Consider the following 12,010-nt stretch of genomic DNA (forward strand, 5'->3'; position numbering starts at 1 on the left):
GACGTGCCCTTACCAAGGCCCCGACCTGACGGCCGGGGCAATTACTTATTTCTGATAGATTTTTGACAGATCCTGGAACAGATAGACCGGTTTCGGCTCCGCTTCCTGGGTGCCGCCGAAGCGCTTGTCCACCGCGACGGTCGCATTGGTATAGGCGATCGGGTAGTAGGTCATGTCGTTCGCCACGGTCTGCTGAATTTGCTTATAGATATCGGCCCGTTTCGCGGCGTCGGTTTCCACTGCGCCTTTATCCCACAGGGCATCAAACTGCGGATTTTTGTAGTGCGCGTAGTTATAGGCTTCGTTGCTCATGAACAGCGATTTGTAACCGTCCGGCTCGGAGCCCATGATGTAGCCGCCCAGGTTCAGCTCCCACGCGGTATTGTTCATATCGAGGCTGCGCTGAGACATGGCGTTGGAGTCCAGCGGCATCAGCTCCACGTTCACCCCAATGCCCTTCAGCGCCTGCTGAATATAGAGCGCCATGCTCTCCTGGGTTTTGTTGGTGTTCACATACGCCAGGCGCAGCTTGAGGTTGTCCGGCGCGCCGGACGTCTTCAGCAGGTCTTTGGCTTTTTGCAGATCGAATTTGTACTGTTCAACGTCATCCGTCTTGTAAAGCGTATCTGGCGTCAGGAACGAGGTCGCCGGTTTAGCGTAGTCGAGCGAGGTAAAGGCGGTCTGGGTGAGCTCGTCTTTGTTGATGGCATACGCGATGGCCTGGCGCAGTTCTTTACTCTTCATCACCGGCACGTTCTGGTTGAACGTCATATAGGCCAGACGGCCTTCCGGATAGACCACGAAGTCAAACTTACCGGTATTTTTCAGGCGGTTCACGTCCTGCGGATCAACCATCTTGAGGTTGATTTCCCCGTTTTGCAGCGCAAGGTTGGCGGCGTTGCTGTCTTTGGCGAAACGGTAGGTGACCGAATCAAGCTTCGCTTTGCCGTTCCAGTAATCGTCAAAACGGGTCAGGGCGTAATACTGCCCGGCGCGGTACTCTTTAAATTTGAACGGCCCGGAGCCTACCGGCGCATCGTTTTTGCTGCTCTTTTCCAGGTCGCCTTCACCGTCGAACACGTGCTGCGGAATCGGGTAGATTTGTACCAGGGTGCCGGTAAAGGCCGCGCTGACCTGCGGTAGGGTGAACTTAACGGTGCGCTCATCCACCTTGCTCACCTGTACCGGCTTGTCGCCGTAGGTGAACATGCTGCGGAAGAAGCTGTGCTGTTTGGCATCCAGCAGCTTGTTGAAGGTGAAGACCACGTCATCCGCCGTCAGCGGCTGGCCGTCCTGCCATTTGAGGTTGGGTTTTAGCGTCAGGGTATAGCTCAGGTTGTCGGCGGAAGGCGTCAGGCTTTCCGCCAGGCCCCACTCAATGTTGCCGTTATTAAAGCTGTACAGCGGGGCATAGAGCGCCTGCATGATCGTTAACGTCGTACGGTCACTGGCATAGAGCGGATTAACGGCTAACGGGTCGCCGGAGGTAATTCCAATAATTAGCGAACCGCCCTCTTTTGGCGCGTCGTTTTTTGCCGCAGCCGCACTGTTTGTCTCTTTATTTTTCGCATCATCACAGCCCGCCAGGCCTAACGCGAGCGAAACGACCACTGCCGATAACAGAAGCTTGCGCATCTCACTAACTCCTTGCCTTATAAAGTGTTTATTACTGCATCTTTTATTTATGTTGAAGCATCATATTCAGCTTTATCGGTTTACGCATTAATTATGAAAATGCGATTTTCGATTAAGCTTATGCCGGATTTGATATATATAAGCGCCGGAAGGAATAGCGGCAGATCGATTACGCTCAGTTCGTTAAACGCTTCACAAATCTCCTGCTACACTGCCTCAACACATCACTCAAAAGGCAGGCCAACATGTCAGACAACACGTATCAGCCACCAAAAGTGTGGGAATGGAAAAAGAACGGCGGCGGCGCGTTCGCCAACATCAACCGCCCGATTTCCGGCGCGACCCATGAGAAAGTTCTGCCCGTGGGCTCCCACCCGCTGCAGCTTTACTCTCTCGGAACACCGAACGGTCAGAAAGTGACGATTATGCTCGAAGAGCTGCTGGCGCTGGGCGTGACGGGCGCGGAGTACGACGCATGGTTGATCCGCATCGGCGAGGGCGATCAGTTCTCCAGCGGGTTTGTTGAGGTGAACCCGAACTCGAAAATACCGGCGCTGCGTGACCACTCCACGAACCCGCCAACGCGCGTCTTTGAATCCGGCAATATCCTGCTCTATCTGGCAGAGAAATTCGGTCACTTCCTGCCGAAAGATCCGGCGGGACGCACCGAGACCCTGAACTGGCTGTTCTGGCTGCAGGGCGCAGCGCCGTTCCTCGGCGGCGGCTTTGGCCACTTCTACAACTACGCGCCGGTAAAAATTGAATACGCGATTGACCGCTTCACCATGGAAGCCAAGCGCCTGTTCGACGTGCTGGATAAACAGCTGGCGCGCGGTCGCTACGTGGCGGGGGAAGAGTACACCATCGCGGATATCGCCATCTGGCCGTGGTTCGGCTGCGTGGCGCTTGGCAGCGTCTATAACGCCGCCGAGTTCCTCGATGCAGAGAAGTACACAAACGTGCAGCGCTGGGCGAAAGACGTGGCGAATCGCCATGCCGTTAAGCGCGGCCGTATCGTTAACCGCACCAGCGGCGAGCTGAACGAGCAGCTCCACGAACGCCACGCGGCGAGCGACTTCGATACCAATACGGAAGATAAGCGTCAGGCGTAATGTTCCGCCGGGCGGGTCCCCGCCCGGCAACTGAGATCCCAGCCCAGGGCATGATTAGCTTAAAGGTTGAGCCGGTATTGCTGGCACTATCTGGACGTTTTTCTCGCGTGAGAAACGACGTCTCAACCGACAGCAGTCACAAAGGATCTGTTATGAAACTTATTAAAACAACGCTGGTTATCAGCGCCCTCATTTTTTCCACCTCGGGAATGGCCATCGACAAAACCGCCGCTGGCGCGGTAGCAGGCGCGGCCATTGGTGCGGCCACGGGCAAAGATCTGAAATCGACCGTTGGCGGCGCCGTCGTGGGCGCAGGCACAGGTGCCATGTTCAAAAACGGCGGCAAAGGTAAAGCCGCGCGTAAGGGCGGCGCGGTAGGTGCTGCCGTGGGCGCAGGTGCCGCAGCGGTTACCGGCAAGAGCGTGCTGAAAGGTGCAGCCGTTGGTGCGGGCACGGGCGCGCTGATTGGTGAAGCGACGCACTGATAAATACAGCCGGGCGGCGCTCAGCGAGCCCGGCCTCGTTGTTGTGCAGTCATCCCTCCGCACAAGGTCTCAAGTTTTTGCGATCCGCTTTCAGAAATCACATCTTCCCCACTGCCACAACCCTGTGAACAGTTGCCTGTCGTAGCCTGAAGATTACAATGCATTTGCTTATCGTAAACTACAGGCTACAATAATGGCTAAGGTCAAACACTACATCACAGCAGACGGGTACGACCCTTTTGATGCATATCTGAGAAGTGTGAAAGATCCCATAGCTAAAGCCATGATTGCTACACGTGTCGCCAGAATGTCTACGGGTAACTATGGTGATTGCAAGCCATGCAGAGAGAGCGTTTCAGAACTCAGGATTGACCAGGGGCCGGGTTACCGCGTCTATTTCAGCGAAGTCTTCGATCCGGCAGATGGCGCAGTGAGTCTGGTGCTATTGACTGGAACGAAAAAAAAGCAAAATGCAGATATTGACAGGGCCGTTGAGTATCTCAACGACTACAAGCGCAGAATATAAGAGGAAATCGGAATGGCTAAATCAGTACTTCATGATGACGCAATGGTACAGCTCCTGAAAGATTCCCCGGATTTCGCGCCCATATATCTTCATCAGGCTTTTATTGAAATTGACGAGCCCGGAGGCTATGAGGCGTTCATGCTGGCTTTACGACATGTGATTGAAGCCTCTGGCGGGATGACCGTCATTGCTAAACGTGCAGGCATTTCTCGCGAATCACTCTATAAATCACTTTCACCAAACGGTAACCCTTCATTTAAGCGTATTGCGGAAGTGGCATCCGCAACGGGATATCCGATTTCCAGAATTGCAGCTGCAGGGTTAAACGCACCAGCGTGAGACGCACGTCAAAATACGCCCTAAGTTCTGGCCGGGCGAAGCATCAATGACGATCGTCATGCTGAAACGCCATTGGAAAAGGCGGTAAGAGACATGCCTGCATGCCGCCTCATCTGTTGCATTAATACTTAATGTCCCGCGCTTTTTGTCTTCCGGACTGTTTCATCTGACGCTTGTCCTGACGGCAGTCGTGATTGCTCTGGTTATTGTTCGCCACGCAGGTCTGCTTCACCTGCCGCGACGCGTCGCGGGTTTCCTGCCTGACATCACGCGCCACGCGCCGCTCCTGCGCCTGCTGGGTCGCACTGGCAGAAACCGAGAACAGCATCAGAAGAATGAAAGAAAGGACGGGAACGACAGATAACGATCTGTTCATAGCAACACCTCGAAGAAGAGAGCCCAGAACGTCAGGGGGTTAGCAAAAGAATAGCAGTTTCAGAAGGGGCTGAATGGGGAAGGCGTTAATAATACAAGGCCGCACAAGGCGGCCTTGTACGTTGCGTTATGCCGTCAGGCGGAACTTCTGCACCGAGCGCTGAAGCTCTTCGGTCTGGCGCTCCAGCGCCGCCGCTGCCGCAGAAACTTCTTCAACCAGCGAGGCGTTTTGCTGGGTCACGCCGTCCATCTGGGTAATGGCAATCCCGACCTGCGAAATACCCTTGCTTTGCTCCTCAGAGGCGGAAGCGATTTGCTTCATGATGGTCGTCACTTCCGTCACGTCGCGCAAAATCGCATCCATGGTGGTGCCGGTGTCGCTCACCAGCTGCGCCCCCTGCTCTACGCGGGAAACGGAATCGGTAATCAGCCCCTCAATCTCTTTAGCCGCGTTGGCGCTGCGGCTTGCCAGGTTGCGAACTTCGCCTGCCACCACGGCGAAACCGCGCCCCTGTTCACCCGCGCGCGCCGCTTCAACCGCCGCATTGAGTGCCAGAATATTGGTCTGGAAGGCAATGCTGTTGATCACGTTGGTGATTTCAGCAATTTTCTTCGAGCTTTCCGAAATACCGCTCATGGTGGTCACCACCTCTTCCACAAGCGAGCCGCCGCGGCTGGCGGTAGTTGAGGCGACATCGGCCAGCTGGCTGGCCTGACGCGCGCTTTCCGCGTTCAGTTTCACCGTGGCGGTTAGCTGTTCCATGCTGGCTGCCGTCTCTTCCAGCGCAGCCGCCTGCTCTTCGGTACGGGAAGAGAGATCGTTGTTACCGCTGGAGATTTCTGTCGCGCCGCGCCAGATATTTTCACTGCCGGAGCGAATCGTACTGACCGCTTCGCGCAGGCTGTCCTGCATCGCGCTCAGCAGCGGCACCAGCTGCCCCACGCAGTTGCGGCCAAACGGCTCAATGGGCTGGCTGAGATCGCCCTGGGCAATCTGGCGGAACTGCTGACGGATGCGGTCCAGCGGTTTAACCAGCATCGCCACCAGATAACGGTCGGTGAAGAGCAGGATCAGCAGGCCGATAATCGTGGCGACGATAATCACCGTGCGGGTCATACTTGTCAGGCCGTCCACCACCACGCGGGTGCTGTCGAGCGACTTCGCGGCGGCATTGTTGAACTCCTCAGCGGCCGCACCGAACGCGCGGCTCAGCGGTGGCGTGACGTTGTTGGCCTGCTGGCGATACCCCTCCAGAGCCCCCTGCTTCGCCTGCTGCATTTGCGGCGTGACGCCCTGTTCAAGCAGCGCCTGCCAGGAGCCGATCACCCGTGAAGAGACCTGCTCGTCCATCGGGCCTGGGGAGATCGCTTTCATCTCGGCCAGTTTCTTGCCCATATTATCCAGCGCCTGTTGGGCAGAGGACAGATCCGGCGTGCCGCCTGCGGCTTTGACTTCCATCGCACGGCTCAGACGGGTCACAAAGCGGAAATATTGATCGTTACCCTGGCTGAGTACCGTCATCTGTTTAACCAGCTGGCGATCGACTTCATTGCCATCCGATACGCGAGAAAGGGACCAGGTGCTGTACAACCCAACGCCCGCCCACATTAAACAAAAGATCCCGAGAATCGTCAGCATGACGAAACGGATCGTGAAATTACGGAGCATATTCATAAGTCTTCCTTGCCGTGAGGGTGAGTTCGCCCAGAGGCGAGTACTACTCTCGTTATCGGCAGGAAAGAGGGAAATTATAACGTTTTGTGATCATTTTTAATTAGCGTGGCTTCACTGGTCACACAGCTGCCGTTAATCATTAGGCCAGCGCTTAGTGATGCAATTTATGATGTGATAAGTGCAGAGTGGGAAAGCGCTTTGAATCTGTGGCAGGCGTCGTCGGATAAATAATGCTGTCTGATGCCCTCATCCCGGCCCTCTCCCACAGGGAGAGGGAGAAAGGCCGCACCAGCGGTCCCCTCGCCCCTTTGGGGAGAGGGTTAGGGTGAGGGGTAAGGTGTACTTTATTTCTTACTGATCTTATCCAGATACCCCATCACAAACGCAGACAGCACAAACGTCAGGTGGATGATGACGTACCACATCAGTTTGTTATCCGGCACGTTCTTCGCGTCCATAAACACGCGCAACAGGTGGATAGAGGAGATCGCCACAATCGACGCGGCCACTTTATTCTTCAGCGACGAAGCATCCATTTTGCCCAGCCAGCTGAGCTTCTCTTTACGCTCGTCGATATCGAGCTGGGAGACAAAATTCTCGTAGCCGGAGAACATCACCATCACCAGCAGCCCGCCCACCAGGGTCATGTCCACCAGCGACAGCAGAACCAGAATCAAATCCGCTTCGGCAATAGAAAAAATGTTCGGCAGAACATGCCAGATTTCCTGAAAGAACTTAATCGTCAGTGCGATAAGTGCCAGCGAGAGGCCAAAATAGACGGGAGCCAGTATCCAGCGGGAGGCGTACATGGCATTTTCAAAAAAGCGTTCCATAGAGTCCTGTTTGCAAAAGAAACCAGCGCCCAGTATATCTCAACGGCGCTGACTGTTTGCAATAACTCAACGGTACGTCACTCAGACGTTGTCTGGGTTAACCTCGGGACGTGCGTACTCCGGCCAGACAAGCGCCACCAGTTCAGGATAGGCTTCCAGACTGAACTCGCGAAAACACTGACGCAAATTTAATACGTCCAGATCGGAATAAGAGACCTTCTCGCCGTTAAGACAGCGCTTTTTAATATTGTCATAATATTTATAGACTGCTGAATTCAGATCGCTACAGCGACGCTGCGCCTCAAACAGTCCAGGCGTGTCATTAATTTCCGACATTTTCATACGCTTAATTGTCGCGTGTAAAAAGTCGATATATTCGTGGTTCACCCGCCAGTACCAGACAGGCGTAACGGAGTTCATCAATACAGAGAAATGGTCTTCCCCTTCCTCTTTTGTCATCAGTTCAGGTTGCGGGGGTTCACTGGTGTCTTTCGACACTTTCGTTTTATTGAACTCCTGCATCAATAAAAGCACACCAGCGGTCAGTAATAGTAATGTGATGACCGTAAAAAAGATGCTGTTCATGGGTAGGCTCCATTTTTTTTGATTTTAAATTTGCCTCATGATATTGTCAACGAATCTCACGCCTTTACCAACCCCACCCTGTTGAAAATAAAGGAAATTAAAAATGCTGCCCGACTATCTCGTCCCGGCTAAGTACCACATTACGCCTGTGGAACAGCAACCGACGGAAGCAGAAAAAGAGGCCAGTTTCACTCAGGGGAAAAGAAAGCTCTCTGATTTCGAGCCCGATATATTAATTGGTGTTTCCCGAACTGGCAAATCCCGAAATATGTTGCTGGAAGAGCACGATCGCCATATAAAAGACCGCTTATTTCGCGCCATAAAAATTGAAGCCTTTGTCCACCTGCTGAATGACCTGCAGGCCGAGGGTGAAATAGATGCCCAGAAACTAAGTCAAATAATGGCCGAGAAAACCGAAGGAATTAATGAAGCGGGCAATGAAATTTGGCTTAATTTAATTACGCGCGAAAAAAACAACCCAATCTTTTATAGCCTGGGGGAAGATTAACGTGAAAGAAGTTAAAAACAACGACGTTTATTTGACTTTAGATGATAAAAAAAGTGATGAATTTATCTTAAAGCAAAATCTCGACGCGCTAAGAAACACAAAAAATGACGAGATGACGCGTATTACGCAAGACCTGGTATCGATCCCGGCGACGCTGGTTCGTCTGAAATGGCAGAATCGCCGTGAAATTTATCCGCTACAGGTCAAAGAAGAGATTTACGGTGCCGTGATGAACGCCATCATAGAGCAGCGTCCCGAGCTGAAAGAGAAGCTTCTGGGACGTCTTGAGGCCAATTATCAGTATCTGCTTGCCAGAGAAATCGCCACCCTGCGTCTGACGCGCAAGCTGTCAGACGGTGAGTACCGTACCTCAAACGTCACCTGCGTGGCGCTTGATGAGGACGCGCTGGCAACCCCTTCTACCGCACCGACGGATAATAAAAACGCTTAAACCGACAGGCATAAAAAAAGCCGGCTTTCGCCAGCTTCTTTATCACTTCGAGGCCGCTTTCTCTTCGCCGACCAGTCCAATCTTCAGGTAACCCGCCTGATGCAGCGTGTCCATTACCTTCATCATGGTTTCATAATCAACGGTTTTATCCGCGCGGAAGAAGACCGTGGTGTCTTTCTTACCGCCCGTAAGCTGCTCCAGCGCCGGGATGACAGAGTCGGCCGTCACCGGGTCGTTCCCGAGGAACATGGATTTATCCGCTTTCACCGACAGGTAGATAGGCTTCTCCGGGCGCGGCTGGGGCTGGCTGGAAGAGGCGGGCAGATTCACCTTCACATCCACCGTCGCCAGCGGCGCGGCCACCATGAAGATAATCAGCAGAACCAGCATGACGTCGATAAACGGCGTCACGTTGATTTCATGCATTTCGCCGTTATCGTCCAGATTTTCGTTTAGACGCATCGCCATACTCTTAACCTGCGCGCAGTTTAGACGCCGCGTGCACCGGCTTAACCGAGCTGGCGTTCAGGTCGAGATCGCGACTTTGCAGCAGCAGAACCTGCGCGGCAACGTCACCCAGCGTGGCTTTGTAGCTGCCAATCATGCGCGCGAAGATGTTGTAGATGACCACCGCCGGAATAGCGGCAACCAGACCGATTGCCGTCGCCAGCAGCGCTTCTGCGATACCCGGCGCAACGACCGCCAGGTTGGTGGTTTGGGTCTGCGCGATACCGATAAAGCTGTTCATGATGCCCCAGACCGTTCCGAAAAGACCGATGAACGGTGAGATCGCGCCGATGGTCGCCAGATAACCATTACCGCGTCCCATGTGTCGGCCAACGGCCGCAACGCGACGCTCCAGGCGGAAACCGGTACGTTCTTTGATACCTTCGTTATCTTCACTGCCAGCGGAGAGTTCCAGCTCGTTCTGCGCTTCGTTCACTAACAGGGTGGTCAGGCTTTTCGCGTGGAAGGATGAGGTCATGTCTGCAGCCTGATCCAGAGAGCGGGCTTCGGCCAGCTGCTGCTGTTCCCGCTTAAGGCGACGCTTCTGCGAAAGCAGCTCGGCGCTTTTGCTGAAGAAAATAGCCCAGGTGACAACGGACGCCAGAATCAGGCCGATCATCACAATCTTAACCACGATGTCAGCATGCTGATACATGCCCCAAACGGAGAGATCCGTCTGCATCAAATTATTACCCACTCTGTATCTCCAGGACGCAAATCACAAAATCTGAGCGTAATAATATCAAAACGTCGTCGAATTGATAGTAGTTCTCATTAGTATTTGCATGGTGCCGTAATTTTCGTTCACTTTCCTTGCGCTTACGCAGTAAAAATTTCTTATGCAAATTTTTGCTAATATTTTCTGCTTATTCGATAAGCCCCGGGGTGCAGTTTTTTCCAATCGTGGTAGTCTGGACGTCCAGACGTATAAAAACAGGGTTAGCGAACATGACAAAGAAGCATCTTGATACCACGCTGGTACAGGCAGGACGCAGCAAAAAATATACGCAGGGATCGGTCAACAGCGTGATTCAACGAGCCTCCTCGCTGGTGTTTGATACCGTTGAGGAGAAAAAAATCGCCACGCGCAACCGCGCCAAAGGCGGGCTGTTTTATGGCCGTCGCGGCACGCTAACCCATTTCTCTCTTCAGGAGGCGATGTGCGAGCTGGAAGGCGGCGCAGGCTGCGCGCTGTTCCCGTGCGGGGCGGCGGCGGTCGCCAACACCATTCTGGCGTTTGTGGAACAGGGCGACCATATCCTGATGACCAACACCGCCTACGAGCCCAGCCAGGACTTCTGCACCAAAATCCTCAGCAAGCTCGGCGTAACGACCGGCTGGTTCGACCCGCTGATTGGCGAAGGCATTGCCGAACTTATTCAGCCAAACACGCGCATTGTGTTCCTGGAATCTCCGGGATCGCTCACCATGGAAGTTCACGACGTGCCGGCTATCGTGAAGGCCGTGCGCAGCAAAGCCCCAGAGGCGATCGTGATGATCGACAACACCTGGGCGGCGGGCGTGCTGTTTAAAGCGCTGGAATTCGACATTGATATCTCGATTCAGGCGGCGACGAAATACCTGATAGGCCACTCTGACGGCATGATTGGCACCGCGGTCTCCAACGCGCGCTGCTGGGATCAGCTGCGTGAAAATGCCTACCTGATGGGCCAGATGGTGGATGCAGATACGGCCTACATGACCAGCCGCGGACTCCGCACGCTGGGCGTTCGCCTGCGTCAGCACCATGAAAGCAGCCTGAAGGTGGCCGAATGGCTGGCGCAGCATCCGCAGGTTGAGCGCGTGAATCATCCCGCGCTACCGGGCAGTAAAGGCCACGAATTCTGGCAGCGTGATTTTACGGGCAGCAGCGGTTTGTTCTCGTTCGTACTGAAAAAGCGGCTGAATAACGACGAGCTGGCGAGCTATCTGGATAATTTTACCCTCTTCAGCATGGCCTACTCCTGGGGCGGTTTTGAATCCCTGATCCTGCCTAATCAGCCGGAACAGGTTGCGGCTCTGCGTCCCGGCGGTGAAGTGGACTTCAGCGGTACCCTGATTCGACTGCATATCGGTTTAGAAAATGTTGACGATCTGATTGCCGATTTAGCAGCAGGGTTCGAGCGTATCGTGTAGAGTGCTGGCTGAAAATGTACTCTCTGGACGCTTTTGTGGACACGGCAATGAGAAAAGTCTGCATGAGTTGCGCCCGGGATCAAACCCGACGGGCGAATAAGGGAGTACAATAGCGCTATATCTGCTGTTCCACAGGAAAGTCCATGGCTGTTATTCAAGATATTATCGCGGCGCTTTGGCATCACGACTTTGCCGCGCTGGCGGATCCTCACATCGTTGGTATCGTTTACCTCGTGATGTTCGCAACTCTTTTTCTGGAAAATGGATTACTGCCAGCCTCGTTTTTACCCGGTGACAGCCTGCTTTTACTTGCCGGGGCGTTAATCGGGAAAGGCGTCATGGACTTCACGCCAACGATGGTTATTCTCACTTCCGCAGCAAGCCTGGGCTGCTGGCTGAGCTATCTGCAGGGCCGCTGGCTCGGGAATACCCGCGTCGTGAAAGGCTGGCTGGCGCAGTTACCGCATAAATATCATCAGCGTGCGACCTGCATGTTCGATCGCCACGGCCTGCTGGCACTGCTGGCGGGGCGTTTCCTCGCGTTTGTTCGCACGCTTCTGCCTACGATGGCGGGCATTTCCGGTCTGTCAAACCGCCGCTTCCAGTTCTTCAACTGGTTGAGCGCTCTGCTGTGGGTGGGTGTGGTCACCACGCTCGGCTATGCGCTGAATATGATCCCCTTTGTGAAACACCATGAAGATCAGGTGATGACCTTCCTGATGGTGCTGCCGATGTTCCTGCTGGTGGCAGGACTGGTGGGAACCATCGCGGTGGTGATTAAGAAGAAGTACTGCAGCGCCTGATCCCCTCGCCCTGACCCTCTCCCCATAGGGGAGAGAGGAA

At 54.1% G+C, this 12,010-nt stretch carries 15 protein-coding genes; 8 read left to right on the forward strand and 7 right to left on the reverse strand.

Annotated features, from left to right (window positions below; genetic code table 11):
* Window positions 1–45: 45 nt before the first annotated feature.
* Window positions 46–1,635 (reverse strand): ABC transporter substrate-binding protein, encoded by a 1,590-nt coding sequence (locus HB664_RS22260; RefSeq protein WP_219940227.1) that lies wholly within the window; start codon window positions 1,633–1,635, stop codon window positions 46–48.
* 245 nt (window positions 1,636–1,880) lie between these two features.
* Between HB664_RS22260 and yghU the strand changes: the two genes are divergently transcribed.
* From yghU to HB664_RS22280, 4 genes are all read left to right on the forward strand, one after another.
* Entirely contained in the window at window positions 1,881–2,747 is an 867-nt protein-coding gene (gene yghU, locus HB664_RS22265; RefSeq protein WP_219940228.1) for a glutathione-dependent disulfide-bond oxidoreductase, read from the forward strand.
* Window positions 2,748–2,899: 152 nt separating this feature from the next.
* A complete protein-coding gene (locus HB664_RS22270; protein WP_029740720.1) occupies window positions 2,900–3,232 on the forward strand; it encodes a hypothetical protein in 333 nt (110 codons plus the stop codon).
* A 193-nt stretch (window positions 3,233–3,425) separates the two neighbouring features.
* Entirely contained in the window at window positions 3,426–3,758 is a 333-nt protein-coding gene (locus HB664_RS22275) for a type II toxin-antitoxin system RelE/ParE family toxin (RefSeq protein WP_033146641.1), read from the forward strand.
* 12 nt (window positions 3,759–3,770) lie between these two features.
* On the forward strand, window positions 3,771–4,097 hold the full coding sequence (locus HB664_RS22280; protein WP_219940229.1) for a DNA-binding protein: 327 nt from the start codon (window positions 3,771–3,773) through the stop codon (window positions 4,095–4,097).
* A 121-nt stretch (window positions 4,098–4,218) separates the two neighbouring features.
* Here HB664_RS22280 and HB664_RS22285 read toward each other — a convergent pair whose 3' ends face one another.
* The 4 genes from HB664_RS22285 to HB664_RS22300 form a co-directional block, all read right to left on the reverse strand.
* Window positions 4,219–4,473, reverse strand: a complete 255-nt coding sequence (locus HB664_RS22285) for a hypothetical protein (protein ID WP_094935319.1) — start codon at window positions 4,471–4,473, stop codon at window positions 4,219–4,221.
* Between the two features lie 126 nt (window positions 4,474–4,599).
* A complete protein-coding gene (locus HB664_RS22290) occupies window positions 4,600–6,147 on the reverse strand; it encodes a methyl-accepting chemotaxis protein (protein ID WP_219940230.1) in 1,548 nt (515 codons plus the stop codon).
* A gap of 344 nt (window positions 6,148–6,491) precedes the next feature.
* A complete protein-coding gene (locus HB664_RS22295) occupies window positions 6,492–6,980 on the reverse strand; it encodes a TIGR00645 family protein (protein WP_023309169.1) in 489 nt (162 codons plus the stop codon).
* A gap of 81 nt (window positions 6,981–7,061) precedes the next feature.
* Complete coding sequence (locus HB664_RS22300) at window positions 7,062–7,565, reverse strand: ESA_00282 family adhesion-associated protein (RefSeq protein ID WP_023309170.1); 504 nt, start codon at window positions 7,563–7,565, stop codon at window positions 7,062–7,064.
* Between the two features lie 103 nt (window positions 7,566–7,668).
* On the opposite strand from HB664_RS22300, the gene HB664_RS22305 reads away from it, so the two are divergent.
* Together HB664_RS22305 and HB664_RS22310 are read left to right on the forward strand one after the other, a co-directional pair.
* Window positions 7,669–8,073, forward strand: coding sequence for a hypothetical protein (locus HB664_RS22305; RefSeq protein WP_217071823.1), 405 nt, complete (start codon window positions 7,669–7,671; stop codon window positions 8,071–8,073).
* Between the two features lies 1 nt (window position 8,074).
* On the forward strand, window positions 8,075–8,524 hold the full coding sequence (locus HB664_RS22310; protein ID WP_032659963.1) for a hypothetical protein: 450 nt from the start codon (window positions 8,075–8,077) through the stop codon (window positions 8,522–8,524).
* Between the two features lie 42 nt (window positions 8,525–8,566).
* Here the strand turns inward: HB664_RS22310 and exbD are convergent, their stop codons facing one another.
* Together exbD and exbB are read right to left on the reverse strand one after the other, a co-directional pair.
* Window positions 8,567–8,992, reverse strand: coding sequence for a TonB system transport protein ExbD (gene exbD / locus HB664_RS22315; RefSeq protein ID WP_023309173.1), 426 nt, complete (start codon window positions 8,990–8,992; stop codon window positions 8,567–8,569).
* Between the two features lie 4 nt (window positions 8,993–8,996).
* Window positions 8,997–9,728, reverse strand: coding sequence for a tol-pal system-associated acyl-CoA thioesterase (gene exbB, locus HB664_RS22320; RefSeq protein ID WP_023309174.1), 732 nt, complete (start codon window positions 9,726–9,728; stop codon window positions 8,997–8,999).
* Between the two features lie 251 nt (window positions 9,729–9,979).
* Here exbB and metC point away from each other — a divergent pair, with 251 nt between their 5' ends.
* Window positions 9,980–11,167, forward strand: coding sequence for a cystathionine beta-lyase (metC, locus tag HB664_RS22325; protein ID WP_045403978.1), 1,188 nt, complete (start codon window positions 9,980–9,982; stop codon window positions 11,165–11,167).
* A 143-nt stretch (window positions 11,168–11,310) separates the two neighbouring features.
* A complete protein-coding gene (gene yghB / locus HB664_RS22330) occupies window positions 11,311–11,970 on the forward strand; it encodes a DedA family general envelope maintenance protein YghB (RefSeq protein ID WP_029740714.1) in 660 nt (219 codons plus the stop codon).
* The last annotated feature ends 40 nt before the right edge of the window (window positions 11,971–12,010 follow it).

The sequence above is a fragment of the Enterobacter sp. DNB-S2 genome, from assembly GCF_019443845.1.
Lineage (GTDB): Bacteria > Pseudomonadota > Gammaproteobacteria > Enterobacterales > Enterobacteriaceae > Enterobacter > Enterobacter asburiae_B.

Bases quoted from the DNA above. Each gene is read 5' to 3' on its own strand.
- HB664_RS22260 (WP_219940227.1), bottom strand. From the start codon at position 1,635: ATGCGCAAGCTTCTGTTATCGGCAGTGGTCGTTTCGCTCGCGTTAGGC.
- HB664_RS22270 (WP_029740720.1), top strand. From the start codon at position 2,900: ATGAAACTTATTAAAACAACGCTGGTTATCAGCGCCCTCATTTTTTCC.
- HB664_RS22305 (WP_217071823.1), top strand. From the start codon at position 7,669: ATGCTGCCCGACTATCTCGTCCCGGCTAAGTACCACATTACGCCTGTG.
- yghB (WP_029740714.1), top strand. From the start codon at position 11,311: ATGGCTGTTATTCAAGATATTATCGCGGCGCTTTGGCATCACGACTTT.
- exbD (WP_023309173.1), bottom strand. From the start codon at position 8,992: ATGGCGATGCGTCTAAACGAAAATCTGGACGATAACGGCGAAATGCAT.
- HB664_RS22290 (WP_219940230.1), bottom strand. From the start codon at position 6,147: ATGAATATGCTCCGTAATTTCACGATCCGTTTCGTCATGCTGACGATT.
- HB664_RS22285 (WP_094935319.1), bottom strand. From the start codon at position 4,473: ATGAACAGATCGTTATCTGTCGTTCCCGTCCTTTCTTTCATTCTTCTG.
- yghU (WP_219940228.1), top strand. From the start codon at position 1,881: ATGTCAGACAACACGTATCAGCCACCAAAAGTGTGGGAATGGAAAAAG.
- HB664_RS22275 (WP_033146641.1), top strand. From the start codon at position 3,426: ATGGCTAAGGTCAAACACTACATCACAGCAGACGGGTACGACCCTTTT.
- HB664_RS22300 (WP_023309170.1), bottom strand. From the start codon at position 7,565: ATGAACAGCATCTTTTTTACGGTCATCACATTACTATTACTGACCGCT.
- metC (WP_045403978.1), top strand. From the start codon at position 9,980: ATGACAAAGAAGCATCTTGATACCACGCTGGTACAGGCAGGACGCAGC.
- HB664_RS22280 (WP_219940229.1), top strand. From the start codon at position 3,771: ATGGCTAAATCAGTACTTCATGATGACGCAATGGTACAGCTCCTGAAA.
- HB664_RS22295 (WP_023309169.1), bottom strand. From the start codon at position 6,980: ATGGAACGCTTTTTTGAAAATGCCATGTACGCCTCCCGCTGGATACTG.